Annotated in this window: 21 protein-coding genes, 1 pseudogene and 1 riboswitch; of the genes and pseudogenes, 7 read left to right on the top strand and 15 right to left on the bottom strand. The window is 31.8% G+C overall.

Annotated elements, in window-relative coordinates:
• Positions 1 to 14: 14 nt before the first annotated feature.
• Positions 15 to 1,094, top strand: coding sequence for a 3-isopropylmalate dehydrogenase (gene leuB / locus B5E58_RS09255; RefSeq protein ID WP_088109388.1), 1,080 nt, complete (start codon positions 15 to 17; stop codon positions 1,092 to 1,094).
• A 41-nt stretch (positions 1,095 to 1,135) separates the two neighbouring features.
• On the opposite strand, the gene B5E58_RS09250 is transcribed toward leuB, so the two are convergent.
• A complete protein-coding gene (locus tag B5E58_RS09250; RefSeq protein WP_158097721.1) occupies positions 1,136 to 3,046 on the bottom strand; it encodes a sigma-54 interaction domain-containing protein in 1,911 nt (636 codons plus the stop codon).
• Between the two features lie 72 nt (positions 3,047 to 3,118).
• Positions 3,119 to 4,471 (bottom strand): DUF1576 domain-containing protein, encoded by a 1,353-nt coding sequence (locus B5E58_RS09245; protein WP_088109386.1) that lies wholly within the window; start codon positions 4,469 to 4,471, stop codon positions 3,119 to 3,121.
• Between the two features lie 337 nt (positions 4,472 to 4,808).
• On the opposite strand from B5E58_RS09245, the gene B5E58_RS09240 reads away from it, so the two are divergent.
• Both B5E58_RS09240 and B5E58_RS09235 read left to right on the top strand, forming a co-directional pair.
• Positions 4,809 to 5,411: a cytidylate kinase-like family protein gene (locus B5E58_RS09240; RefSeq protein ID WP_088109385.1), complete on the top strand. Its 603-nt coding sequence runs from the start codon at positions 4,809 to 4,811 to the stop codon at positions 5,409 to 5,411.
• 124 nt (positions 5,412 to 5,535) lie between these two features.
• On the top strand, positions 5,536 to 5,745 hold the full coding sequence (locus tag B5E58_RS09235; RefSeq protein ID WP_088109384.1) for a DUF896 domain-containing protein: 210 nt from the start codon (positions 5,536 to 5,538) through the stop codon (positions 5,743 to 5,745).
• Between the two features lie 17 nt (positions 5,746 to 5,762).
• Here B5E58_RS09235 and B5E58_RS09230 read toward each other — a convergent pair whose 3' ends face one another.
• The 6 genes from B5E58_RS09230 to B5E58_RS09205 form a co-directional block, all read right to left on the bottom strand.
• Positions 5,763 to 6,302 (bottom strand): RNA 2'-phosphotransferase, encoded by a 540-nt coding sequence (locus B5E58_RS09230; RefSeq protein WP_088109383.1) that lies wholly within the window; start codon positions 6,300 to 6,302, stop codon positions 5,763 to 5,765.
• 5 nt (positions 6,303 to 6,307) lie between these two features.
• Entirely contained in the window at positions 6,308 to 7,183 is an 876-nt protein-coding gene (sdaAA, locus tag B5E58_RS09225) for an L-serine ammonia-lyase, iron-sulfur-dependent, subunit alpha (protein ID WP_088109382.1), read from the bottom strand.
• A 24-nt stretch (positions 7,184 to 7,207) separates the two neighbouring features.
• Complete coding sequence (sdaAB, locus tag B5E58_RS09220; RefSeq protein ID WP_088109381.1) at positions 7,208 to 7,870, bottom strand: L-serine ammonia-lyase, iron-sulfur-dependent subunit beta; 663 nt, start codon at positions 7,868 to 7,870, stop codon at positions 7,208 to 7,210.
• Positions 7,871 to 8,051: 181 nt separating this feature from the next.
• Positions 8,052 to 9,431, bottom strand: coding sequence for a sodium-dependent transporter (locus tag B5E58_RS09215; protein ID WP_088109380.1), 1,380 nt, complete (start codon positions 9,429 to 9,431; stop codon positions 8,052 to 8,054).
• Between the two features lie 112 nt (positions 9,432 to 9,543).
• Positions 9,544 to 10,437, bottom strand: a complete 894-nt coding sequence (locus B5E58_RS09210; protein WP_088109379.1) for a LysR family transcriptional regulator — start codon at positions 10,435 to 10,437, stop codon at positions 9,544 to 9,546.
• A gap of 24 nt (positions 10,438 to 10,461) precedes the next feature.
• Positions 10,462 to 12,870 carry a cache domain-containing protein gene (locus B5E58_RS09205; protein WP_088109378.1) on the bottom strand — a complete coding sequence of 803 codons (2,409 nt, stop codon included), beginning with the start codon at positions 12,868 to 12,870 and terminating at the stop codon, positions 10,462 to 10,464.
• A gap of 227 nt (positions 12,871 to 13,097) precedes the next feature.
• Between B5E58_RS09205 and B5E58_RS09200 the strand changes: the two genes are divergently transcribed.
• Positions 13,098 to 14,090, top strand: a complete 993-nt coding sequence (locus B5E58_RS09200; RefSeq protein ID WP_088109377.1) for a stalk domain-containing protein — start codon at positions 13,098 to 13,100, stop codon at positions 14,088 to 14,090.
• Between the two features lie 581 nt (positions 14,091 to 14,671).
• Here the strand turns inward: B5E58_RS09200 and B5E58_RS09195 are convergent.
• From B5E58_RS09195 to B5E58_RS09180, 4 genes are all read right to left on the bottom strand, one after another.
• Positions 14,672 to 15,874: an ATP-binding protein gene (locus B5E58_RS09195; protein WP_088109376.1), complete on the bottom strand. Its 1,203-nt coding sequence runs from the start codon at positions 15,872 to 15,874 to the stop codon at positions 14,672 to 14,674.
• Positions 15,875 to 16,093: 219 nt separating this feature from the next.
• A complete protein-coding gene (locus tag B5E58_RS09190) occupies positions 16,094 to 16,870 on the bottom strand; it encodes a sirohydrochlorin cobaltochelatase (protein ID WP_088109375.1) in 777 nt (258 codons plus the stop codon).
• 95 nt (positions 16,871 to 16,965) lie between these two features.
• On the bottom strand, positions 16,966 to 17,229 hold the full coding sequence (locus B5E58_RS09185; RefSeq protein WP_088109374.1) for a metal-sensing transcriptional repressor: 264 nt from the start codon (positions 17,227 to 17,229) through the stop codon (positions 16,966 to 16,968).
• Positions 17,230 to 17,244: 15 nt separating this feature from the next.
• Positions 17,245 to 19,788, bottom strand: coding sequence for a heavy metal translocating P-type ATPase (locus tag B5E58_RS09180; RefSeq protein ID WP_088109373.1), 2,544 nt, complete (start codon positions 19,786 to 19,788; stop codon positions 17,245 to 17,247).
• Between the two features lie 310 nt (positions 19,789 to 20,098).
• On the opposite strand from B5E58_RS09180, the gene B5E58_RS09175 reads away from it, so the two are divergent.
• From B5E58_RS09175 to B5E58_RS09165, 3 genes and pseudogenes are all read left to right on the top strand, one after another.
• Positions 20,099 to 20,845: a DeoR/GlpR family DNA-binding transcription regulator gene (locus B5E58_RS09175; RefSeq protein WP_088109372.1), complete on the top strand. Its 747-nt coding sequence runs from the start codon at positions 20,099 to 20,101 to the stop codon at positions 20,843 to 20,845.
• A gap of 1 nt (position 20,846) precedes the next feature.
• Positions 20,847 to 21,749, top strand: coding sequence for a 1-phosphofructokinase (gene pfkB / locus B5E58_RS09170; protein WP_088109371.1), 903 nt, complete (start codon positions 20,847 to 20,849; stop codon positions 21,747 to 21,749).
• Positions 21,750 to 21,766: 17 nt separating this feature from the next.
• Positions 21,767 to 23,657 (top strand): annotated as a pseudogene (locus B5E58_RS09165) (PTS fructose transporter subunit IIABC).
• Positions 23,658 to 23,743: 86 nt separating this feature from the next.
• On the opposite strand, the gene B5E58_RS09160 reads toward B5E58_RS09165, so the two are convergent.
• The 3 genes from B5E58_RS09160 to B5E58_RS09150 form a co-directional block, all read right to left on the bottom strand.
• Positions 23,744 to 24,505: a formate/nitrite transporter family protein gene (locus B5E58_RS09160; RefSeq protein ID WP_088109370.1), complete on the bottom strand. Its 762-nt coding sequence runs from the start codon at positions 24,503 to 24,505 to the stop codon at positions 23,744 to 23,746.
• A gap of 69 nt (positions 24,506 to 24,574) precedes the next feature.
• Positions 24,575 to 24,655, bottom strand: a riboswitch (ZMP/ZTP riboswitch).
• 35 nt (positions 24,656 to 24,690) lie between these two features.
• Positions 24,691 to 25,041 carry an arsenate reductase family protein gene (locus B5E58_RS09155; RefSeq protein WP_088109430.1) on the bottom strand — a complete coding sequence of 117 codons (351 nt, stop codon included), beginning with the start codon at positions 25,039 to 25,041 and terminating at the stop codon, positions 24,691 to 24,693.
• A gap of 90 nt (positions 25,042 to 25,131) precedes the next feature.
• Positions 25,132 to 26,355: S-layer homology domain-containing protein (locus B5E58_RS09150; RefSeq protein ID WP_143597251.1), on the bottom strand; the 1,224-nt coding region annotated here is incomplete at its 5' end.

The raw sequence follows: 26,355 nt of genomic DNA, 5'->3' as shown, positions 1-26,355 counted from the left end.
AAGAGGTGTAATAAATGGCAGAATTTAATATAGCTGTTGTTGCTGGAGACGGTATAGGCCCTGAAGTTACAGGGGAAGCTGTCAAGGTACTTGAAAAAATAGGCGAAAAATTTAATCATACATTCAATTTTACATATGTTAAGGCTGGAGGCTGTGCTATTGATGAGTTTGGAAAATGCCTTCCTGAAGAAACTCTTGAAATATGTAAAAAATCTGACTCTGTAATGCTTGGTGCTGTTGGTGGTCCAAAATGGGATAATGTAGAAGGCTCAAACCGTCCTGAAAAAGCTCTTTTAGGACTTCGTGAGGGACTTGGTCTCTTTACAAACTTAAGACCTGCTACAATGCACAAGGCTCTTGCTGATGCCTGTCCTTTAAAACCTGAAATCGTTGAAGGCGGTCTTGATATAATGATAGTAAGAGAGCTTACAGGCGGTATATACTTTGGTGACAGAGGATACAGACAGGGAAGATACGGAGAAGAAGCTTATGACACAGAAGCATACAGCGAAAAAGAAGTAAAACGTATTGCAAAAAATGCTTTCGATGTAGCAATGCAGAGAAATAAAAATGTTGTAAGTGTAGATAAAGCAAATGTTCTTGAAAGTTCAAGACTTTGGAGAAAAACTATTGAGGAAGTTGCAAAAGAATATCCAGAAGTTAAACTTTCTCATATGTATGTTGATAATGCAGCAATGCAGCTTGTAAGAAATCCAAAACAGTTTGATGTAATAGTAACATCAAATATGTTTGGAGATATACTTTCTGATGAAGCAAGTATGATAACAGGTTCAATAGGTCTTCTTCCTTCAGCCAGCATAGGAGAAGGACGTCTTGGAATGTATGAACCTATACATGGCTCTGCTCCTGATATTGCAGGACAGAACAAAGCAAACCCTATTGCTGCAATACTTTCAGCTGCAATGATGCTTAAATATTCATTTAAAATGGATAAAGAGGCTGAAGCTATTGAAAATGCTGTAACAGAAGTTCTTGAAGCAGGTTATAGAACACCAGATATTATGAGCGAAGGCATGAAAGCAGTAGGCACAAAAGAAATGGGCGATATAATCGCTGAAACAGTAATGAAATAAATAAAAAATAAAAAGGACACATTAATGCGTCCTTTTTTTAATTAAATTTCAATTTCATATTTTTTAAGTTTATTATAAAGTGTATTTCTGCTAACTCCCAAAATATCAGCCGCCTTTGATATATTACCCTTAGTATATCTTGTAACAGTTATAATATGTTTTTTCTCAAGATTTTCAAGGGTTTCATAATTATTTACAGCTGATGAACCGGATTTATCTGTACCATCACCGTCTTTTATAGTCATGTTTATATATGAAGGTATATGTTGTTGCATAATTCTTGTACCTTCACACACATTGACAGCTCTCTCAAGGGCATTTTCAAGCTCTCTCACATTTCCCGGCCAGTCATACTGTCTCAATATATTCATAGCACTTTCATCTATTGAGAGAACATCTTTTCCAAGTTTTTTACTCATCATAGCTATTATATGTTTAACAAGTTTGTCAAGACTGTCTTTCTGCTCTCTTAAAGGAGTTGTTTTTATACCTAAAACATCAAGTCTATAATATAAATCCTGTCTAAAGCTGCCATCTCTACAAAGCTCTGACAAGTCTTTATTTGTGGCACATATAAGTCTTACGTTTACATCAAATACATTTTCCCCACCCATACGGCTTATACGTTTGTCCTGTATAGCCTTCATAAGTTTAACTTGTAAATCAAGAGGAAGTTCACTGACTTCATTTATAAAAAGTGTTCCACCATTGGCAAGTTCAAATTTTCCTGGACGACCTTCTATAAAGTTTTCTGTTCCATATTTTCTTTCAACACCAAAAAGCTCTCCTTCCAAAAGCTGTCTTGGTATTCCAGAACAATTTAATGTTACAAAAGGCTGTCCAGCTCTTGTTGATGCATTGTGTATAGCATTAGCAAAAAGCTCTTTACCAGTTCCGCTCTCTCCTTGTATAAGGACATTTGATGTACTTTGAGAAGCAATTCTTGCCATTTTTAATGTCTCAATAAATTTTTCATTGTTATCATTACCTATAATATCTTCAAAGGTAAATTTGGCATAGCTTCCAACCATGTCATTTACCATTTTTTTAACTTTCTTTATTCTTCTGAAAGTGTCAACAACTCCGGCAACATTTCCTTCTTCGTCTTTTATAGGATAAGCCGTTTTCTGAAGATGCATTATTGCACCAGTCGGATTTCTCACAATAAGCTCTTTCTCAACATATCCCACACCAGTTTTTAAAACTTCAAGTATCATAGGATTGAAATTCACAATATCAGAAATATGTTTTCCAATAGAAGTATTTCTATTTACATAAAGTATGTCTGCCGCCTCGCTGTTCATGTATGTTATAACACCATTTTTATCAATTATTATCATTCCGTCATTAACAGCTTCAACAATGGCATCTTGAAAATTTTGTTTTACTATAAGCTGATTATTTTTCTCTTTTACATATAATATATTTTCAATAGCATAAGACACAGCAACAACCATTCCCAATGTATGAGGATAAATTTTTTCTTTTGGTCCTGTAATACTTATAACACCTATAACAACACCATTAAGCCATATAGGACAGGCTGAACAACCCCATATTTTAAGTTCATTACAGTAATGCTCATTTCCTGTAACCTGAACAGCCCTAGCCTCATTTAAAGCAAGAGATATAGCATTAACTCCTGCATTTGACTCAGACCAATCTATTCCTTTTCTTACACAAGTATTTTTAATATCAGTCTCACCAACAACCTCTATAACTCTTGCATTTTCATCAGCTAAAGAAACAAGGAAACTTTTATCTTCCATGAATTTATATATTTTTTCCATGAAAGGTCTTGCACTTCCAAGAAGAAACTCTTTCTTTTCCAGAAGTTCTTCAAATTCTTTTTCGCCCATTGTTGTTCGGTCAATTCTTCTTTCAGGCTCAAGATTTCGCTCCTCGCATCTTTTATATGCCTTATCAAGTATTTTTTGTTTATAAATATCCATTTTAAATTTTACCTCCATTAACCAAGGGAAAACAAAAGCTCCTTCCCTCTTAATGTTTTTTTAAAATAATTATCAAAGATTGGAAAGTTCCTTTTCCATATCTGAAAGCCTTTTCTCCATATCTGAAATTTTATCAATATCCTTAAGTTTTGACATCATCATACTAGGTGAAGGGTCTGAATATACATTAGGTTTTATGTATTTTGAAAGTATAGGGAACATTACAATAGAAACAATTCCTCCAGCAAAACCATTATTATATAAATTTACACCAGAATATCCAAGACCTGCATGAAGTGTTACTGATGAATGTATAAATCCAGCAAAAACTCCAGCGATAAAACCATAAGTACCAGCAACAGGTGCCAATGTAGTTCCGAAAAGAGCTGCTAACTGGGCAGAAGGTAAATTAGGGTTCCACTGTTTTGTTATTCCTCCAAGAGCTATTCCAAGCATTATAGGAATTATATTTTTTGCGTGTTTTCCTTTAGCACCAAATCCTATTACAGTAAGTATACCACCTATCGTAGGACCATTAAGGTCTCCACCTATCAAAAGTATATAAGTTGTTGATATAATACCATTTATACCCATATTAATCAAAACAGCGTCCATTCCATCAAGAACAGTAAAATCATGAGTAGGACTTCCAGGACGTTTAAGTATATTTTTATAATTATTCCATGCATTTTTTCTATCTCTCATTATACCGCTTATTACAAACAATATGGAGATAGAATACAAAATAGCTGATATCTCTATATTATAACCTTCACTCCATTTAAGTGTAGTTGAAAATTCATAACCATAAGACTTTAAAATAGGAACCATTATAAGGGCCAAAAGACCTATGGCAAATCCACCATTATAAAGGCTAAGTCCATGAAGAAGTTTATCTGTATGGGCAGCAAGAAGAGGCATAACAAAACCAATTATAATTCCACATATAACAGATGTAATAATATGTTTAAAAGTGGCATCTCCACCATAAAAAAATGTTGTACTTATAAGAGGTGCAAGAGCTGTTGAAAGAAGGCTTATTATAACATACTTTGAAAATTTCTCTTTATTTACCAAACAAAAAATATATGTACCAAGTATAATAAACCACATGTTAAAAATATTTTTACCAAAAAATGAGAAACCTGACATAAGTCCTATTGTCAGTATTCCCCCTCCATTTAAAGGCACCTTGTTAAAATACATTATAAGTACAGTAACAAGAGTTACAACACTAACATTCATAAGAGCAGGGCCTACCCCTGCCAGATAGAAATAATCTGTTATAAGAATGTCGTTTGCTAACATAATTTTTACAAATCCATCAAATATTTCCTTTGGTGTAGCTAATATCAATCCTATTACAGCAAAAAAAATTGCATATATAAAAGCAAACTTATACCCGTTATCTGAAGTTTTGTTCATTTAGCAGTTCCTTTCCGTCAGTTTTTTATAAAATCAGTATATCACCTTATAATATATTTTTCAATTATTAGCTAAAATATATAAAATTGCATTTAAAAATATACACATTATTTTAAATTTAAACATATACGAAAGTTTTTTAAAAAAATGATAAAATTAAAGTTTAATATAAATAAAAAATAAATTTTGTGTATTTGTGTTAATACTACTAAAAAATTTTACAATCTGCTGTGAATATGTTATAATATTTTTGAATATTAAGACTTAATCTATAAACTTTAAAATATAATATTCCTTTAAAAATATTGGATATTATATTTGTACTGGAGGGATTTTTATGACAAAATCTATTATCACTATAGGAAGACAGTACGGCAGTGGTGGTCGTGAAATAGGAAGAAAACTTGCCGAAAAACTTGGAGTACCTTTCTATGACAAAGAGTTACTAAATGTAGCTGCAAAAAAAAGCGGTATATGTGAAGAATTATTTGAACATAATGATGAAAAGCCTACAAGCAGCTTATTATATTCTCTTGTAATGGGTAACTATGGCAGTGATAACCTTCCTTTTAACCATAAACTCTTTTTGGCACAGTTCGATGCTATAAGAAGTATTGCTGACAAAGGACCTTGTGTAATTATAGGAAGATGTGCTGACTATGCTCTTGAGGATTATCCTAACATTATAAATATATTTATTCACGCTGATATTAATATAAGAGTTAAACGTGCTATTGAACAGTACGGAATTGACACTGTAAAGGCTGAAGAAAATGTTTTAAAAACAGACAAGAAAAGAGCAAGCTACTATAATTTCTACTCCAGCAAAAAATGGGGAAGTCTTGAAAATTATGACCTTACAATAGACAGCGGATTTTTGGGAATAGATAAAACTGTTGACCTTTTAATTGATTTTATAAAATTAAAAGAAGCAGAATAAAATATAGCTTATTACAGCGGAAAGGTTTTCCTTTCCGCTTTTTACTTGATTTTTTCACTGATTTTATGTATATTATTTTAAGTATTTTAAAAAGTGTTTCGCTTTATTTTTTAGGAGGATTAAAATGGGAGAAAGCGTACTTGAAAGAATAAATGAGCTTGCAAAAAAAGCAAAGACAGAAGGTCTTACACCAGAAGAATTTGAAGAAAGAGAAGTTTTAAGACAAAAATATCTTGAAAATTTTAGAAAAAATTTCATAGAACAAATTCTTGAAAAAACATATATAATGGACGAACAGGGAAACAAAAGAAAACTTCAAAAGAAAAATAAATAAAAAAAAGCGGACTTTATTTAGTCCGCTTTTGCTATTGTTATATATTTTGGAGGAACATGCTCTGTAAGCCATATACCATTTTCAGATATATAAAACAAAATTCCGTCATTATGCATTGATTTAGTATCTATTTTTAAAACTATTGGATTTCCATGGCGTTTTCCAACTTTTACAGCTGTATCATAATCCTTAGAAAGATGCACATACTGTCTTCCCATTTTCATTATACCTCTTTTATATATATTATCTAATGATTTTGTAGCTGTTCCATGAAAAAGCACATCTGGAGGAATATCCTCTTTAAAATCCATTTCAACATCTATACTGTGTCCCTGATTTGCTCTTATTTTTGTTTTATCATCATTATAGCTATATCTTCCCTTTTCATCAGTTTCAACAATTTCATCAAGCTCCAAAGCTGTCAAAGAAAGACTTTCCAAAATATCTTTAACAGGTGCATATCCTTTTTTGTCAAGAGTTATATTTACCAAATCCGGTTTATGTCTAAGTATAAGACTTAAAAATTTACTTTTTTTGTTTAATTTATTTCTAGCCAAAAAAATCACTTCCCAAAAATTTCTCTAAATATGGCTTTACCTGCGGGAGTATGGGCAATACCACCTTTTGCAGTCTCTTTCAATTCCATTGGAAGCATTTTACCTACTTTATACATAGCCTCTATAATCTGGTCAACAGGTATAATACTTTTCATTCCAGCTAACGCCATATCAGCACTTATAATGGCATTTACAGCCTGTGAGGCATTTCTCTGAGCACAAGGAACTTGAACAAGTCCAGCAACAGGGTCACAAACAAGTCCCATAACATTCATTAAAGCTATTGAAACAGCCTCAACACACTGACTTCTTGTTCCCCCTTTCATCTGAACAGCAGCAGCGGCAGCCATAGCAGCAGCAACGCCACATTCAGCTTGACAACCACCTTCAGCACCGGAAACAGTAGCATTTCTTGTTATTACAGCACCAATTCCAGAAGCACATAAAAGACCATCAAGAACATCTTTTTTTGAAAGATTTAAGGCTTCCTCAAGAGATATTATAACTGCCGGTATTATACCGCAAGAGCCGGCTGTTGGTACAGCACATATTTTACCCATAGATGCGTTGACCTCGCTACAAGAAAGAGCTCTAGCCATTACTTTATTTATAAAATCACCACTTAATGTGTCACCTTTAACTGTGTAATCATAATGAGTTTTTGTTATACCCTCAATAAGACCTCCTGCTGTTTTTCTAGCCTCAAAAAGAGCATTTTTTGCAGAGCTTTTCATAACTTCATATCTTCGTTCCATTTCTTTATATATATCATCATAGGAACACTCTGTTAAAGCTGATTCAGTTTCAAGAATTATCTGTGAAAGAGGAACATCTCTTTCCTCTGCCATATTAAAAAGTTCACTTATATTATTATAACTCATCAAAAAACCTCCTTAATCACAAAATTATACATTTATTGCCTGAACACTTATAATATTTTCAATTTCTCTTAAAGCATTTACAACACATTCTGGTATTTCACCATCAGTTTCTATTACAGTACAAGCATTTTTTCCCCTTGCTGTTCTACTAAGTTTCATAACAGCAATATTTATATTGTGATTAAAAAGTACCTTTGATATATTACTTATAACACCTTTTTTATCATACTGATTTATAATTAATGTTGGGGCTGTGGCATTAAACTCTGTGTCAAACTCATTTATTCTAACTATTTTTATCTGTCCTCCTCCTATTGAAGAACCCCAAACATTGCACTCTTTTCCGTCATCAAATGTAAATGTTATCTTTACAGAATTTTCATGCATATCATCAAGCTCTGTTGTATAAAAATCATACTCAATACCCTCTTTTTTAGCTATTTCAAAGGCATCAGCCAATCTCTCATCGTACTCAAACATTCCAAGAGCACCAGCAACAAGAGCAATATCTGTTCCATGTCCTTTATAAGTATCTGCAAAAGAACCATGAAGACCAAAAGACACTTTTTTAAAAGGTCTTTCGGCAATAAGTCTTGCAATTCTTCCCAACTTTGCAGCACCTGCTGTATGAGAACTTGAAGGGCCTATCATAACAGGACCTGTTACATCAAATATACTTATATTCATGTACATACCTCCATTAAAATAAATTTGTCTTTATACAACGCACAAAAAATTAAAATTGTCTTTAATTTGATTATATACATCAAATGAATATAAATCAATTGTACAGTATATAAAATATATTACCCCTTTTTTATGACAAATAAATAAGGCATACCAATTTTTTTGGTATGCCTTAATAATATCACATTAAGAAACTGAGTTTCTGGAAAAGTCCTACAAAGAATATTATAAGAACTATAAGTGGAAGTATCCATGTAACATAAAATCTTGTGCCTTTAGGGAATTTTATACCAATACCCTCATCAGCCTCTTTTGTGAAGTTTTCCCAACCCCAGCCATATCTTGATGTACAGAAAGCAAGATATACAAGAGAACCAAGTGGAAGTAAACAGTTACTTACAACAAAGTCCTCAAGGTCAAGTATTGCACTTCCCTCTCCTAAAGGCTGGAATGATGACCATAAATTATATCCAAGTACACAAGGTATTGAAACTATTATTATAATAAAAAGATTTATAATAACAGCTTTTTTTCTTGTCCAACCCCAAAGGTCTATTGCAAAAGAAATTATATTCTCAAAAACAGCAATTACAGTTGAAAGAGCTGCAAATGACATAAATACAAAGAATAAAGCTCCCCAAAATCTTCCGCCAGCCATTGAGTTAAATATATTAGGAAGAACCACAAATATAAGTTTTGGGCCTTCTGTTGGGTTAAGACCAAAAGCGAAACAAGCTGGGAATATTATAAGACCTGATGTGAATGCAACAAATGTATCAAGTATTGTAACATTTATAGCTTCACCTGTAAGTCTGTGGCTTTTATCAATATAGCTTCCAAATATAGCCATAGCACCAATACCAAGGCTTAATGTAAAGAAAGCCTGTCCCATAGCAGCAAATACAACTTCTTTAACACCATGCTCCATTATTTTATTAAGACTTGGTATAAGATAAAATTTAAGACCTTCTGAAGCTCCTGGAAGTGTTACAGAACGAACAACAAGTATTATCATTATGAAAAGAAGACAAGTCATCATTGTCTTTGTAATCTTTTCAACACCATTCTGAAGTCCCATTCCACAAACGCCCATACCGATTAATACAGCAATAATCATCCAAAATGTCATTGTTCCAGGCTGTGAAAGCATGTTTCCAAACATATTACTTACGCCATCTGTATCAAGTCCAACAAATCCGCCTGTTGCCATTTTATAGAAATAATAAAGCATCCAGCCAGCTACTGTTGTGTAGAACATCATAAGTACATAGTTTCCTAACATACCGAAATAACGGTATACATGCCATTTTGTGCCCTTTGGTTCAAGAACATTAAATGAAAGTGCAGCACTTTTTCTACTTGCTCTACCAACGGAAAATTCCATTACCATAATAGGTAAACCAAGTACAAGTAAGAAAAATAAATAGATAAGTACGAATGTTGCACCACCATAAAGACCTGTTATGTAAGGAAACCTCCAAACATTTCCTATACCTATGGCACAGCCTGCAGAAATAAGCAGGAAACCGAGCCTTGAGGCAAAGTTTTCTCTTTTTTCCAAAATTTATTCCCCCTTTATTTTTAAGGCTTTTAAAATATTTTTTGTATATAAATACATTTTAAAAGCCATCCTTTAAATAATATATTGTTTATGTTTTTTTGTAAATACAAAATCACAAATCAGTGTATATTTTTTTACAGAAATCAAAAAATTCTGTATATTCCTGTATAAACATAGAATTTTTTAAAGCTACAAAATTAAATTCCCTTTTTATAGAATAATTTTTTATATTCAATTGGCAAAGTTCTCCCCTCTCAATTTCCGACTTTGCCGCAGCTTTATAAAGAAATGTTATTCCCATATTATCTTTAACAAGATTTTTTATTGTATTAAGATTACCTATCTCCATATAACTTTCAAAACTGTTAATACTTCTGTTTTGTTCTATTAGATAATCCTCAAAAATACTTCTTGTACCTGAACCTGGTTCTCTTGCTATAAATCTTTCTTTAAAAATATCTGAAAACTCAATCTCTTTTTTAGCAAATCTATGTTTTGGAGATACAACACCTATAAACTCCTCCACTGAAAAGAGCCTGTAATCATAATCATTTTTATCAAACTTTCCCTCTATTATGGCAAAATCTATTTTTCCCTCTTTAATCATATTTATAAGCATCTCTGTATTATCAACTTGCATTATAATTTTAGCATCAGGATTTTTTATAATATAATTTCTTAAAGGTATAGGCATTACATACTCCCCAATAGTTAATGTAGCACCAAAATTTATTTTTTTGCCTATAAAGGGAAATTCTTTTATTTTTTCTTCAATTTTTACACTATCATTATATAAACTTCTTAAAAGTTCTCTCAAAACTTTGCCTTGTTCTGTAATATTAAGGTTTTTACCTGTATATGTAAAAAGTTTTATATTATAAAGACTTTCTATATAGTGTATATGATGAGTTACAGCAGGCTGTATCATATGAAGATTTTTTGCAGTTTTTGTATAATTCATAGTATTACAAAGCTCAAGGAATGTTATAAATCTTTGGTCAATCATTTTATCACCTCTAAAAATTTATTATCAATCCATTTGCTTTTCATTTTCTTCATATATAACATATTTACCATTTCCCTTTTCTATTGCCTCAAAAAGAGCTGTTTCTGCTTTCTGATAAAGAGCTTCAAATGTTTCTCCGTCTTTAGGGTATCGACTGACACCTACACATACTTGTATTGAACATTCTAATTCACTATTCCTGTATATACTTTTTAATGTATCCATAACCTCATTTATATTGACAATAAGCATACTTTTTGATGCGGCAAATTTCGTAAATACAGCAAATCTACTCTCACTTATTCTAGCTATAACATCACTTTTATCATAGGCACTAGATAATTTACCAGCAATATCGCTTATTACAGCTTCTGAAAATTTTATACCCATAACTTCTTTAAGGTGGTTAAATCCTCTTATATCAAATATTATTACTGCTTTTTTTACAACCTCAAGACTCTCTGTTATGTCATCATCAACAACAAGTTGCATACCTTCTCTTGTATAAAATCCTGTAAAACTGTCACGTCGTCCCTTTATTATATTTTCATGATTTTTTATATTATCTATGTTATAAATTATACCTATGACTTTATATATTTTGTTACCATCAGTACGCAAAGCTCCAACTTTAACTTTAAACCATGCATAAGTATTTTCAGGTTTCTTTTTAAATCTTACATCTTCCTCTATTCCCAGCTCTCCTTTAAATATTCGGTCAAACATATTACAGAATTTTTCTTTATCTTCTGGGAATATGCCATCAACTTCTATTGATTTTCCATCTGATGAAAGTCTTAAAGGATTATAACCTATTTTAAATCTAACATTATCAGAAACACCAATATTTCCTCTATTGCTATCCCATTCAAAAATAATATTATCAGACCAGTTTACAATCTTAGAAAATCTTTCTTCGCTCTTTTTAAACTCTTCCTGATACATTTTATCAACGGTTATATCTATAAGAATTGTATACATCCATCTCTTACCATTTCCGTCACTTACAACTCTACTTCTATCTTTAACCCATATTATTGAAGAATCAGGACGAACTATTCTATATTCAATATCTTCAATATCACCATCTTCTTTAATGTCCAAAACTATATCTCTAACATAATCTACATCATCAGGATGTATCATTTCCATATATCTTCCGTCATAAGCGTATTCCAAGTCTCCTCTTGAACACTTCATTAATTTAAGAAAACTTTCACTTACAAAATAAAGTTCACAGAACTCATCAACGGTACATCTTATCATTCCTCCTGGAATATTAGATGTAAGTATACTAAAATCATTGTTTAGATTTTTAAGTTTGTTTGTATTTAGCTGTATGTTATCCATAAGATTATTAAATGTTTTTGCTATAAGTCCCAACTCATTGTCTTCATCATATTCCATTCGTATACTATAATCACCTTTATATACACCCTCTGTGGCTATGGTCATTTTTTTCATAGGTATAGTTATACTTCTCATATAAATAAAAAATGCTATTGCATCAAAAATAAGTATTACAAAAACAAACATTACAACAACTTTACTTGTCACATTAAGAGGGGCAAAAACTTCATCTATATTTACATTACCCACAACATACCAACCAGTTTTATTTATATTACTATAAAAGGCTATTTTTTTAATGCCATCAATGTAATAGGAGAAAAATCCTTCATCCTCACCCTTTTCAGTTACTGCATTCCATTCTTTAGGAAAAGTATTTTTTGCATCTGAAGAAATCTCATTTATATAATTTCCTACATAAGGACCTTTTGAAGCAACAGAAAAATTTTGAGAATCTATAACAGATATATAACCTGTTTTATAAAATTCTGATTGGTCAGAAAGTCTTATAAGATATTCCAAGTCTATACTCATTGTAGAATATCCAATATATTCATTAGCATAATATATTGGAACACCTATTGAAAAAATTGTTTTTCCTGTATCACTCTCAATATTTGCATCAGAATAAACAACACCTTTATATTCTGTGCTTTTCATTTTATTAGCCTTTTCAAATTTTGAAATATTTTTTTCATGTCTATCTTTGCTTGAAAAAACAACTTGATTATTACTACTTACTATATCAATTGCAATTATATAATCACCATTATCAACACATGAATTTATTACATCTTTAATATGAACATAACTTTCATGGTTATAATAATTCAAATTTTCATTTGTATTTAAAATATAATCTTTTACTTCTGTAATATTTGATATTGTATCAAGTGTTAACTTTTTTTGGTCAAAAAATGATTCCACTGTACTCTCATATATATGCACAGAGGAACTAAGACTCTCAAGTATTTCATCTTCTGTATTTTTGTTATATGTATGATTTATTATAAAGGAAACCAAAATAACAGGAAGAACAGAAAATATTATTATAACAGCAAACATTTTGCTTCGTATTTTCATAAATTACCCTCTTTCTAAATTAAAAAAGATTTTATGTAACTTAAAATATATCATAAATAAGTATATTTTTCCATAAAGCCAAAGAATTAATTGCATTAAAATAATATTTTTAAAAAAAATAAAAAAATTTTTTAAAAATGTGGAACAAAATAAAATATGTCCCGTCTGTATTAATGTAAACATTGAAAAACTAGATTTAATTATTTATATAAAAAGGAGAATTTACTATGAAAAAGAATTTAGGAAGATTTATATTAACAACAATGGCGGCAGTTTCTGTACTTTCAATGACAGCTTTTGCTGAAGACTCAACAGTAGTTGGTTACGGTGACCCTGTATCTGCTGAGACAGCTGAGAAAGCTGCTGAAGACGGAATTATGCTTATAAACGAAACAGCTACTGATAAACCAGTTGAAGTACAGAAAGCATACACAACAGAAGCTGGAAAAATCACAACTATAACAACAGAAACAAAAGAAGATGGCGAATTTGCTACAATAACAATTGAAAACGAAGATATGGGAATGGTATTTACAACATCAACAGCAACAGTTGTTTATGATGCAAAAGACGGAAGCATCAAAACTGTTAAAGACCTTACAGAAGGTATGGAAATAACAGCTGTACTTCCTTCAAACTCAATAATGACAATGAGTATTCCTCCAATGACACCATCAGCAGTTGGATTTGTTATGAATGCTGAAGGAACAACTGTAATGACAGGAAAATTCAACGATGAACTTGTAAATGAAGACAACACACTTAAACTTAACATTGCAGAAGATACATCAATAGTATCAATCACAGGAACAAAAAATATTCTTACAGCAGAAGATATTAAAGGAAGCGACGCTCTTGTAATTTATGGAGCATCAACAAGAAGTATTCCAGCACAGACAACACCTATCAAAGTAGTTTTACTTCCAGCAATAGAAACACCTGCTGTTGACAATACTACAAATGTTGATACAAAAGCTATTGAAACACCTGCTGCTACTGCTGTTGCATTAAGAGATACAGCTGTTGAAGCTGGTTTTGAAGTAAAATGGACATCAAATGAAGCTCCTGTTGTACTTGAAAAAGATGGTGTATCAATATCTGTTACACTTGGAAGCACAGCTTACACAGTAAATGGTGAAGCAAAAACATTTACATTACCAGTTGCTCTTGAAAACGGTAGCATGGTAGTTTCATCAGAAATATCTGAATTTTTAAAATAATTGATTAAATAGTCCCCAAAACCTAATTAAACATACATCACACAACAATCAAAAGACACCCTTTTAAAAAAAGGGTGTCTTTTGCAATATAAAAAGCCTTAATCGGGGAATTAAGGCTTTTATAAAGTTATATATGGGAATAAATATATAACTAAATCATTACTTCTTTGACTGTCTTTTCGGGCAAATCATTTGTAGGAGAAAAAAATGATATAAAACAGCCATAAAGGGTACAGTAATGACTTCAGGCTAAAAAAAGATTGGAGGTTCTTTTTTTATATAATAAGCAGAATTTTATTCATTCTACATATTACCAAAAATTATTCAAATCAATATAAATCAAATAAAAAAGGCATCAAACAAAATACATTTCAAATGTATTTTATCTGACGCCATTGTCTTTTTACTTATTTAATTTATGTTTATATATTGCACCATTTAACACTTTTAGTCAACATATAAAATATATAAAAAATAAATTTAAAACACACATATTTTTTTACATTTTTTAACTTTATAAAAACCCATTATTTATTGTATACAATAAGGTGTATACTTAATTATATAATTTTATACGGATTTTATTCTTCTTCAGATTTTATCATCTCTATAAACTGTTTTGCTATACGTGGAGAACGTCCATTTCTTCTTACAGCATAACTTTCAGCTTTAAAAGCAAGCTCATCTCTATCCATTTTTATTCCATAATTGTCAGCAAGACCATTTACAACCTCAATAAATTTTTCTTTATCTGGTTTTTGGAATGTTACAGTAAGGCCAAAACGTTCACTTAATGATACAAGTTCCTGTATTGTATCATTAACATGAAGGTCGTCACCATCTCTATCTCCAAAGCTTTCTTTTATAAGATGTCTTCTGTTACTTGTAGCATATATAGCAAGATTTCCCGCCTTAGCAGAAACAGAGCCTTCCAATATAGCTTTTAAAGCAGCAAAATCATCATCATTTTGAGTAAAAGAAAGGTCATCTATAAAAAGTATAAATTTTAAAGGATTTAAACTTAATGTATCTAAAAGGTCAGGCATAAGTCTGAGCTGATTTTTTCTAAGTTCTATAAGTCTTAAACCTCTATCTATAAACTCATTAGCAATAGCCTTAACACTTGAAGATTTTCCAGTTCCACTATCACCATAAAGCAAAACATTTGCAGCTGGTTTTCCCTCTATAAGTGCTATTGTATTATCAATAACAGCTTTTCTCTCTCTTTCATATCCACCTAAATCAGAAAGTCTTGTTTTATCTGGATTTTTAACAGGAACAATACTTGTTCCCTCTGGAGTTTCTTTAAGCATAAATGTATGATATTTTGCAAATATACCGTATCCATGAGAATGTATATTTTTTATTCTATCTTTATAAATTTTTACAAAGTCATAATCTGATGTTCTCCAATCAGCAAAAAATCCACTGTATGGTATTTCTGATTTTATTTCAGCACTTGTAACTTTACTTAAATTTTCAAGTATTTTAAGTTCATTTAAAAGGCAATCTTCAAGTATTGTATCAACATCATTATTTTGAGATTTTTTAAGCATATATATATTTTCGTCCTCAAGAACAATATTAAGTATATAATCACTAAAATTAATATTACTCTCAAAAAGTTTTGATACAAACTCAGAATAAGCTCTAACAGCTTCTGAAACATCTTTATCCATATTTTCTGTCATATCAATAAATTTATTTATAACAGGGTCTTTTAATAAATTTCTGAATATAACCATAGAATATATAGCACTTTTAATTTTTTCTGCTTTCTCCATAACAATTCCCCCATAATATTAATTAAAACTGTATTCTGTATATTTATATTATAATGATTTTTAACCGTCAATTAAAGTATTTAAAATAAAACAACCCTACTGTGAGGAGCAGTAGGGTTGCTTTATTGGTGTGATGGAGTATTGCTAAGATAAAAAATCCTAACAACTATAAAAAATATTATATCCTTAAATTGGAACTATGTAAATATTTATAATACATCAATTTAAAATATTTTTTACCTTATCTATATACAATTTTCTTATAGAATTATACTCTCCTAAACCTTTTATTATGCAATTAACATTAAAACCTTCTTTTTCAAATATATTTTTCCATGAGTCCTCCTCATCTCCTGCCATATCATTGACAGCATGGTCCCCAGCCACAAGCATAAAAGGAGTTAATATTACATCTTTATAACTTTCTCTCTTTAATGCACTTATAACAGACTCCACTTCCGGATAACCTTCAACAGTTCCCATAAATCCATTTTTAAATCCTCTGTCTTTCATCATATAATCAATAGCAGCATATATACTGTTTGCTGGGTGACCTGTTCCATGTCCCATAAATACAATAGCATTATTATCATTACTATTTTCAAATTCACATTTCAAACAATCAACAATTTTTTGATTATCTTCTGTACCATAAAGTAAAGGCTCTCCAATAACAATCTCTTTAAACATATGTTTTTTGCTCTCTGCCATAGTTTTAAATTTTTCATATTCAAAACCATTCATAATATGAGTTGGCTGACACACAACTTTTTCATATCCATCATTTTTAAGTTTATCAAGGGCAATTTCAACATTATCAATTTCAATATTCATGGTTTCTTTAAGTTTTTTTATTATAAAACCACTTGTAAAAGCACGTCTTACTTCATACTCTGGGAAATTTTTCTGTATATCTTTTTCAAGGGCTTCAATATTTTTCTTTAAAGTGTCTTTGTAGCTTGTTCCAAAGCTAACAACAAGTATAGCTGTATTCATATTATCACCTTTAATAAATTTTTATTTAAGATTATATCAGAAAAAAACTTCAAAAAAAAGAAAATCAGATTTATATCTGATTTTCTTTAAAATATTTATTTTGAAATCTTATCAAGTATATCAATGACTTCATTTATTTTGTCATCTCCGCCACCTTCAGCAATGGCATTTTTAACACAAGACTTCATATGTGCTTTTAATATCTCTTTATTAGCACGTCTTAAAACAGCCTCTGTTGCCAATATTTGATTTGAAATATCTATACAATATCTGTCATCATCCACCATTTTCATAATGCCTTCCAACTGACCGGAAGCAGTTTTTAAAAGTCTTTTAATTTGGTTTTTGTCTGCTTGCATAAAAACCTCCAAAAATTATTTTATATCAATTACTTTATATCCTGCATCAGTAACAGCCTGAACGAGAACTTCATCATCAACATCTTTTGAAAGTGTACAGTATGCGGCTTTATCATCAAGGCTTACTTTTGCAGTAACTCCCTCAATATCATTTAAAGCTTTATCAACTCTACCTGTACAGTGGTTACACATCATACCTTCAATAATCATTGTTTTTTCCATAATAACTATCTCCTTTTCATCTGTTTTATTATTTTCAATTTCTTTATCATTATAAACATTTTCACCTTTTTTGAAAGAAGGCTTAAAAAGTTTAAGTCTTAAAGCATTAGACACAACGAAAAATGAACTTAAACTCATTGCAGCAGCTCCAAACATAGGATTTAATTTTATACCAAAGCTACTGAAAAATACTCCAGCAGCAAGGGGTATTCCTATTGTATTATAGAAAAACGCCCAGAATAAATTTTCTTTTATATTCTTTATTACAGCTTTACTAAGCTGTATAGCAGAAACTGCGTCAAGCAAGTCACTTTTCATAAGAACAATATCAGCAGACTCTATTGCAACATCAGTTCCGGCACCTATGGCAATACCAACATCAGCCCTTGCCAATGCAGGAGCGTCATTTATACCGTCACCTATCATGGCAACTTTTTTTCCACTTTCCTGTATACGTCTTACTTCTCTCTCTTTATCCTGTGGCAAAACCTCTGCCACAACATGAGGTATTCCCGCTTGTTTTCTTATAGCTTCAGCTGTATTTTTATTATCACCTGTAAGCATATAAACATCAATACCCATATTTATAAATTCTTGTACAGCCTTTTCACTTGTAGATTTTATAACATCAGCAGCGGCTATTATACCAAGTATTTTTCCTTCCTCAGCAAAATATAAAGGTGTCTTTCCCTCTTTTGAAAGTCTCTCTCCATCAATCTCAAGACCTTTTGTATCAATATTATTTTCAATCATCATTTTAATATTACCAGAGTATATTTTTTTACCATTATAATATCCATAAACTCCCTGACCGGCAACAGCTGTAAAGTTTTCTATACTGTCGACTTCAATATTTTTTGATTTTGCAAACTCTGTGACAGCATCAGCAAGAGGATGTTCAGAAGCCTTTTCAATAGCATAGGCAGGTCTTAAAAGTTTATTTTCAAAAACTCCAGGAGCAAGTATAACATCTGTCACTTTCGGTTTACCCTCTGTTATAGTTCCTGTTTTGTCAAGTATTATAGTATCTATCTCATGGGCAATTTCAAGGCTCTCAGCAGACTTTATAAGTATACCGTTTTCAGCTCCCTTTCCTGTTCCAACCATTATAGCAGTAGGTGTTGCAAGACCTAAAGCACATGGACAAGATATTACAAGAACAGCAATTCCTATTGAGAGAGCAAAAGCAAAACTTTGACCTACCAAAAGCCAAATAACAGCAGATATAATTGCTATTGTTATTACAACAGGTACAAAAACACCACTAACTTTATCAGCTAATTTTGCAATAGGAGCTTTTGAGCCGGAAGCCTCCTCAACAAGTTTTATAATCTGTGATAAAGCTGTATCTTCTCCAACTTTTGTTGCTTTAAATTTAAAATATCCTGATTTATTTACAGTAGCACCAATTACCTTATCACCTTTATTTTTTTCAACAGGTATACTCTCCCCTGTTATAGCCGACTCATCAACAGCAGAACTTCCCTCAATAATGACACCGTCAGCCGGTATACTTTTTCCTGGTTTTACAATTATTATATCACCTAAAACTATATCATTAGTTGATATTTCAATTTCTTTTCCATCCCTCTCAACAATAGCAGTTTTAGGAGCAAGGTCAATAAGTTTAGCTATTGCGTCAGATGTTTTACCCTTTGAGCGAGTTTCAAGATATTTTCCAACAGTAATAAGTGTAAGTATCATTCCCGCAGACTCAAAATAAAGCTCCATAGCGAAAGTATGAGCAATTTCCATTTCACCATGTCCCATATGATAACCCATCTGGAAAATAGCATATATACTATAAACAGCCGCAGCAGTCGAACCTAAAGCTATTAAAGAGTCCATGTTAGGAGCTCTCATAAAAAGAGTTTTATATCCAACTTCAAAATATTTTCTGTTTATATACATTATAGGAAGTGTCAAAAATAGCTGTGTCAAAGCAAAAACCATTATATTTTCATGGTCAGTCAATATTGAAGGCAGAGGAAAGCCCATCATGTGACCCATTGAAATATAAAAAAGAGGTATCAAAAACAAAAATGATAACTGCAATCTCTTTTTCATATTCTTCATTTCTTCCTCAATAGGTTTTATACCTTCAGAGTTTTGACTGTTGCTCTTTTGTCCCTTTACAGAAGCACCATATCCGCCTTCTATAACAGCATTTATAATTTTATCATCGCTACATAAATTATCATCATACTCAACAGTCATTGAATTTTGCAAAAGATTTACATTTACATTTTCAATGCCTTGAAGTTTACATACACTTTTTTCAACATGAGCAGAACAAGCACTGCAAGTCATACCTGTTACATCAAATTTCTGTTTCATTTTAAGCCTCCTTTATACCCCAGGGGGGTGTGGTATATATATTTAATTATATATATTAAATCAAATATGTCAATATAGAAATGTCGATAAATTTTATCACATTTATTTTTGACGGATTTTGACTGTTTTATTTTTCAATCAGTCAAAATCAACTAAAAGTATGATATAATTTTATTACAAACGTTGAAAAACCCAAAACTGTCGTCATATTATATAAGAAACATGATTGATTTTGATTGTTTCATATGCATTAATGTGATTGATTTTGATTGTTTTTGGTGGTATATTATTATTACAGGGAGAGGATAACATGTTAACCGAAGAAAGATTCAATAAGATTTTAAAAATTATTGACGAAAAGAAATCAGTTACTGTACAGGAACTTACTGAATTATTAAACTCCTCAGAGTCCACAATAAGGAGAGACCTTAATGCTCTTCATAAATTGGGAAAATTAATAAAAGTACATGGCGGAGCAACTGCCATTGATATGGACTATAATACAAAAGATTTTGAGGTCTCTGTAAGATATGACCTTAACAAAGAACAAAAGAAAAAAATCGGAGCTTATGCAGCCTCTTTGATAGAAGAAAATGATTTTATATACATTGACGCAGGCACAACAACAGAATTTATGATTGACTATATAACAGAAAAAAGTGCTGTTTTTGTAACAAACGCCATAACTCATGCTGTAAAACTTTCAAATAGAGGTTTTAAGGTATTTGTAACTGGAGGAGAATTTAAGAATACAACAGAAGCTCTTATTGGAAATGAAACAGTTGAAAATCTCAAGAAATATAACTTTACAAAAGGATTTTTTGGAGCAAATGGTGTTTCAAAAAGAGCAAATTTAAGCACACCTGATGTTACAGAAGCATTAACCAAAAAAGGAGCAATAGCCCAATGCCGAAAAAGCTATATACTCTGTGACTCATCAAAATTTGGCAAAATATCATCAGTAACATTTGGTAAACTATCAGAGGCAATTATAATAACAGATAAGCTGACTGACGAAGATATTAGAAAAGAAACAGAAGTAGTGGAGGTAATATGATATGATTTATACTGTTACTTTTAATCCATCATTGGACTACATTATAAATGTTGAAAATCTCAAAATGGGTGAGACAAACAGAAGTTCATCAGAAATGATTTTAAGCGGTGGAAAAGGAATAAACGTGTCCACTGTACTTAAAAATCTTGGTTTTGAAAATGTCGCTCTTGGATTTATTGCTGGATTTACAGGAAAAGAAATTGAAAATGGAGCAAAAGAATTTGGCATAAACACAGATTTTATAGAATTGAGAGAAGGTTTATCAAGAATAAATGTAAAAATAAAAGCAGATAAAGAAACAGAAATAAACTGCACAGGTCCTTCAATAAGTGCTGATGAACTTGAAATGCTTTACAGTAAACTTAGAGAGCTTAAAGAGGGAGACATTCTTGTTCTTGCAGGAAGTGTTCCACCTTCACTTCCACAGGATATATATGAAAAAATAATGGAAATGCTCCAAAATAAAGGTATTAAAATAGCAGTTGATGCCACAAAGGATTTACTTTTAAATGTACTTAAATACAATCCTTTCGTTATAAAACCAAACAACCATGAGTTAGGAGAAATGTTTGGAGTTGTTCTCAAAACAGAAGAAGAAATAATAGAGTATGCAAAAAAACTTCAGGATATGGGAGCAAGAAATGTTCTTATATCAAGAGCCGGAGACGGTGCAATAATGATTACAGAAAATGGCGAAATATACAAAAGTGCTGCACCAAAAGGAACAGTTGTAAACTCAGTAGGTGCTGGAGATTCAATGGTTGCAGGATTTATTGCAGGATATCTTAATAATGGAAGCTATGAAGAAGCATTCAAAACAGGTGTTGCAACTGGAAGTGCCAGTGCTTTTTCAAAATATTTAGCTACAAAAGAAGAAGTTTTAGAAATCTTAAAGAGATTATAAATCAAGGAGGAGTTATTTTGAAGATAACAGAATTGCTGAAAAAAGAATCAATAATGCTTAACGCCTCTGTTTCATCAAAAGATGATGCCATAAACACACTTGTTGAGCTTATGGACAAAGGCGGACATCTTTCAAGCAAAGAAGATTATAAAAAAGGAATTTTAGCAAGAGAAGCATCAGGAACAACAGGTATTGGAGACGGTATAGCAATACCTCATGCAAAAGTTTCAGCTGTTAAAAATCCTGGACTTGCATCAATGACAGTTCCTAGTGGTGTTGATTATGAGGCTCTTGACGGAGAAGTATCAAATCTTTTCTTTATGATTGCAGCACCAGCAGAAGGTGCAGACCTTCATATAGAAGTTTTACAGCGTCTTTCAATGCTTTTAATGGACGAAGATTTCAGAAAAAATCTTATGAACTCCAAAACAGCAGAAGAATATCTTGATGTAATAGATAAAGCTGAAAGAAAAAAATTCAGTGAAGAATATGCAGAGGAAACTCCAGCAAAAACAAATGAATTTTATGATGTTCTTGCAGTAACAGCTTGTCCAACAGGTATTGCTCATACATTTATGGCTGCTGAAAACCTTATGAAAAAAGGGGAAGAAATGGGTATCAGCATAAAAGTTGAGACAAACGGTTCTGGCGGAGCAAAAAATGTACTTACAAAAGAAGAAATTGAACACGCAAAATGTATAATTGTTGCAGCAGATAAAAAAGTTGAAATGAACCGTTTTGACGGAAAGAAAGTAATAGTGACAAAAGTTGCAGACGGTATTCATAAAGGTGAAGAACTTTTAAAACGTGCTATGGCAGAGGATGCACCAATATTCCATGCTGACCACAGTGAAGATGACAGCAGTGAAAAAGCTGGCGGAAGCATTGGACATCAAATATATATGCATCTTATGAACGGTGTATCACATATGTTACCATTCGTTATTGGAGGCGGTATACTTATAGCTTTAGCTTTCCTCTTTGACGATTTCACAATAGACCCAAGTAATTTCGGAAGTAACACACCATTTGCTGCATTTTTAAAATCAGTAGGTGATGGTGCATTCTCATTTATGCTTCCTGTACTTGCAGGATTTATAGCAATGAGTATTGCAGACAGACCAGCTTTAGCAGTAGGTTTTGTTGGTGGTCATCTTGCAAATCAGGGCGGCAGCGGATTTTTAGGAGCACTTATAGCAGGTTTCATTGCTGGTTATCTTATGTTATTACTCAAAAAAGTATTTGACAAACTTCCACACAGCCTTGACGGATTAAAACCTGTACTTCTTTATCCTTTATTCGGTGTATTCCTTATAGGAGCAATAATTATATTTATAATAAATCCACCTGTTGGTGCTATAAACACAATGCTTTTTGATACATTAAACGCTATGGGTTCAGGAAGTAAAGTTCTTCTTGGTGTAATACTTGGCGGTATGATGGCAATAGACATGGGTGGTCCTATAAACAAAGCAGCTTATGTTTTTGGTAATGCATCAATAGCAAGTGGACAGTATGATATTATGGCAGCAGTTATGATTGGTGGTATGGTTCCACCTCTTGCAATAGCTCTTGCAACAACATTCTTTAAAAACAAATTTACAGAAGCAGAAAGAAAATCAGGCCCTGTAAACTATATTATGGGACTTTCATTTATAACAGAAGGTGCAATTCCATTTGCAGCTTCAGACCCATTAAGAGTAATTCCTTCATGTGCAATAGGTGCAGCATGCAGCAGTAGCCGGCGGACTTTCAATGTTCTTTGGATGTACATTAAGAGCACCTCATGGTGGAATATTCGTAGTACCTGTTATTGGAAACAGCGGTGGATATCTTATATCTCTTGTTGTTGGTTCAATAGTAGGAATGATACTTTTAGGAATTTTAAAGAAAAAAGTAACAAAATAATTAATATTATAATGCAATCCCCTTTCTACAATATACCTTTGTAAATTACCTGAAAAAAGCGTGTTCCGTAAAAACACGCTTTTTTATTATCTATATTTTGAAATTATAAAATAAGGTAAAGCAACAAAAACACTGCCTCCCACTATATTTCCCAATGTTGAAAATATAATATTATGTAAAAATCCTGACAATGTAACACCCTCTGCAAAAGGTGAAAGCATTGAAGCTGTCATAAGAGTCATATTAGCTATACAATGCTCAAAGCCTGAAACTACAAAGGCGAATATACATAAAAATATCATCATTATTTTACCAGACTCACTTTTACATCTTGTAGCACACCATACAGCTAAACACACAAGCATATTACAGAGTATAGCTTTAAAAAATATATCTGTACTAGACATAGACATTTTTGATAAAGAAGAATTATTTATAAAAAGAGCTATATTTTCGCTTTTAAGCCCTCCACCTGCATAAAATAATAAAGCTGTAATAATTGAACCTACAAAATTTCCAATATAACATATAACAAGAAGTTTTATACCATTAAAAGCATTAATTGTATTATCTAAAATACCTGATGTCATTGAAAAAACATTACCTGTAAAAAGTTCTGCCCCACCTATGACAACGAGACAAAGACCAAGAGAAAAGCCAGCTCCCATAAGTATTTTTGCAGCACCTGAAGGAAGTGCACCACCTATGGTATTTACAAGTATAACAGCAAGACCTATATATATTCCTGCTAAAATAGAACTTACACCATAGCCTAAAATTGACTTATTCATAAAATCAACTTTTTTAGAAGCTCCATCAGAAACCTTTTTAAAATCATCATAATACATAAAAAATCAGTCCTTTCCAAAAATAATCGGAAAAGCCCGTTTGTCCCACAAAAAAAGGCGACAGTCCGGACTTTTTGCCCAGACGGTCGGCCTATTACTATGCTATACTTCATGTGGTTTATTCCACTTCCGTCAGTCGTATAACCATTTTTAAAATACCATTTTTTATAGTTTATGTCAACAATTTATTTAAAAACTTCTTCCCATTCTTTTTCTTTAAAACCTACAAGAACATTATTATCTGTAATTAAAATAGGTCTTTTTACCATTTTACCGTCACTAGAAAGAATTTCTATTTGCTCATCAAAGGACATATCATTTATTTTATCTTTAAGTCCCATTTCTCTATAAAGAACTCCACTTGTATTAAAAAATTTCTTTATAGACAAATTACTCTTTTCTATCCACAACTTTAACTCATCTGCTGTGGGTTTGTTTATAACTATATCTCTTTCATCAAATTCAATTCCATTTTCAATAAGCCATTTTTTAGCCTTTTTACAAGTGCTACATTTAGAATAACATATAAAGTTTATTGCCACTTTAACTCCTCCTTTTTTTCAAACATTATAACACAAAAAAAGGACGGCTTTTAAGCCGTCCCAAAAAATTATATCAAATTTTTATTATTCAGTAACTTCTGATAAATCAGGAATTTCTGGTGCATATGGGTCTGGAATGAAAGTTTTGTTTGAAGGCTGTTCAATAGCTTTCCAATCTCTCATAGGAATTACTTCTGTCCAAACTTCATTTGTTTCACCTTCAACAGGTTCTGCAACATTATGTGAGTTTGTAGCTTCCTGAATTTGAGCGTAATACCATGTACCTTTTGGATTATCGCTAAATGTTACCATTCCATCACAGAGACTTTCATCATTTGGTGTACGTCCAAGAACTGCATTTATAAGAGTGAATGCTTCTGCTCTTGTAATATACTTATTTGGAGCAAATGTTCCGTCGGAATAACCATGTAACCAACCTCTATTACCTGCTCTGTTTATATATTCCTGTGCCCAATGACCGGATATATCTGTAAATAAGTCGTCACCAACATAAGGTGTTTCATCAAATCTTGCTGATATTACAGCAAATTCAGCTCTTGTAATATAATTGTCACCTCTGAATGTTCCATCAGGATATCCAGAAATAATATTTGATTTTTCAAGAGTTGATATAGCATTGTTTGACCAATCTGTTGGAACTGTATCAGTATAACTATTTGTTGTTGACCAATATTCTTCTCTTGAATAGTCATCTATAAGACGGAAGAATATTGTAGCAACTTCTTCACGTGTAATATAGTCATTTGGTCTAACTGTTCCGTCAGGATAACCTACAACGTATCCAAAGTGGTCTTCAAGGTTAAGGTTTGCTAATGGAACATCTTCATCTTCGATAGTTCTTCCACTTCCAGAGCCACCTCCACCGCCACCGGAACTTGAACCTCCAGTATATTCATACTGTGCAGTAAATGACATATTATTTTCAACAACTATTTCAAGTATATTTTCTGATGTGTAAATTGTACCTGTTGCATCATCTTTCCAACCTACAAATCTATAATTTGTATCAGGTATAATATTAGGTACATCTTTTGTTTCAAGTTTTGTTCCTTTATCAACAACTACTGCAACAGAACCATCTGGGAAGTTTTCAATATTTCCAGCATTACCTTTATTAAATACAACTTTAATATCTCCACCAATAACAGGTGAATCATCTTTAAGTTTGTTTACAAAGTTTATTCCAGCCTGTACTGACGCTTTTCCGTCTTTTACTGTGAAGTTATAGATTGTTGTATCATATACCCAGTTTTCATCTTCTGGTGTTGTCACTACTTCTAATACTCT

The sequence above is a fragment of the Tyzzerella sp. An114 genome (assembly GCF_002161055.1).
Taxonomy (GTDB): Bacteria; Bacillota; Clostridia; order Lachnospirales; family Anaerotignaceae; genus Fimicola; species Fimicola cottocaccae.
This window is presented reverse-complemented; position numbering and strand designations above follow the sequence as displayed.

Bases quoted from the DNA above. Each gene is read 5' to 3' on its own strand.
- B5E58_RS09195 (WP_088109376.1), bottom strand. From the start codon at position 15,874: ATGGAGAAAGCAGAAAAAATTAAAAGTGCTATATATTCTATGGTTATA.
- leuB (WP_088109388.1), top strand. From the start codon at position 15: ATGGCAGAATTTAATATAGCTGTTGTTGCTGGAGACGGTATAGGCCCT.
- B5E58_RS09240 (WP_088109385.1), top strand. From the start codon at position 4,809: ATGACAAAATCTATTATCACTATAGGAAGACAGTACGGCAGTGGTGGT.
- B5E58_RS09205 (WP_088109378.1), bottom strand. From the start codon at position 12,870: ATGAAAATACGAAGCAAAATGTTTGCTGTTATAATAATATTTTCTGTT.
- sdaAB (WP_088109381.1), bottom strand. From the start codon at position 7,870: ATGAATATAAGTATATTTGATGTAACAGGTCCTGTTATGATAGGCCCT.
- B5E58_RS09175 (WP_088109372.1), top strand. From the start codon at position 20,099: ATGTTAACCGAAGAAAGATTCAATAAGATTTTAAAAATTATTGACGAA.
- B5E58_RS09200 (WP_088109377.1), top strand. From the start codon at position 13,098: ATGAAAAAGAATTTAGGAAGATTTATATTAACAACAATGGCGGCAGTT.
- B5E58_RS09190 (WP_088109375.1), bottom strand. From the start codon at position 16,870: ATGAATACAGCTATACTTGTTGTTAGCTTTGGAACAAGCTACAAAGAC.
- pfkB (WP_088109371.1), top strand. From the start codon at position 20,847: ATGATTTATACTGTTACTTTTAATCCATCATTGGACTACATTATAAAT.
- B5E58_RS09180 (WP_088109373.1), bottom strand. From the start codon at position 19,788: ATGAAACAGAAATTTGATGTAACAGGTATGACTTGCAGTGCTTGTTCT.
- B5E58_RS09235 (WP_088109384.1), top strand. From the start codon at position 5,536: ATGGGAGAAAGCGTACTTGAAAGAATAAATGAGCTTGCAAAAAAAGCA.
- sdaAA (WP_088109382.1), bottom strand. From the start codon at position 7,183: ATGAGTTATAATAATATAAGTGAACTTTTTAATATGGCAGAGGAAAGA.
- B5E58_RS09245 (WP_088109386.1), bottom strand. From the start codon at position 4,471: ATGAACAAAACTTCAGATAACGGGTATAAGTTTGCTTTTATATATGCA.
- B5E58_RS09185 (WP_088109374.1), bottom strand. From the start codon at position 17,229: ATGCAAGCAGACAAAAACCAAATTAAAAGACTTTTAAAAACTGCTTCC.
- B5E58_RS09160 (WP_088109370.1), bottom strand. From the start codon at position 24,505: ATGTATTATGATGATTTTAAAAAGGTTTCTGATGGAGCTTCTAAAAAA.
- B5E58_RS09250 (WP_158097721.1), bottom strand. From the start codon at position 3,046: ATGGATATTTATAAACAAAAAATACTTGATAAGGCATATAAAAGATGC.
- B5E58_RS09210 (WP_088109379.1), bottom strand. From the start codon at position 10,437: ATGATTGACCAAAGATTTATAACATTCCTTGAGCTTTGTAATACTATG.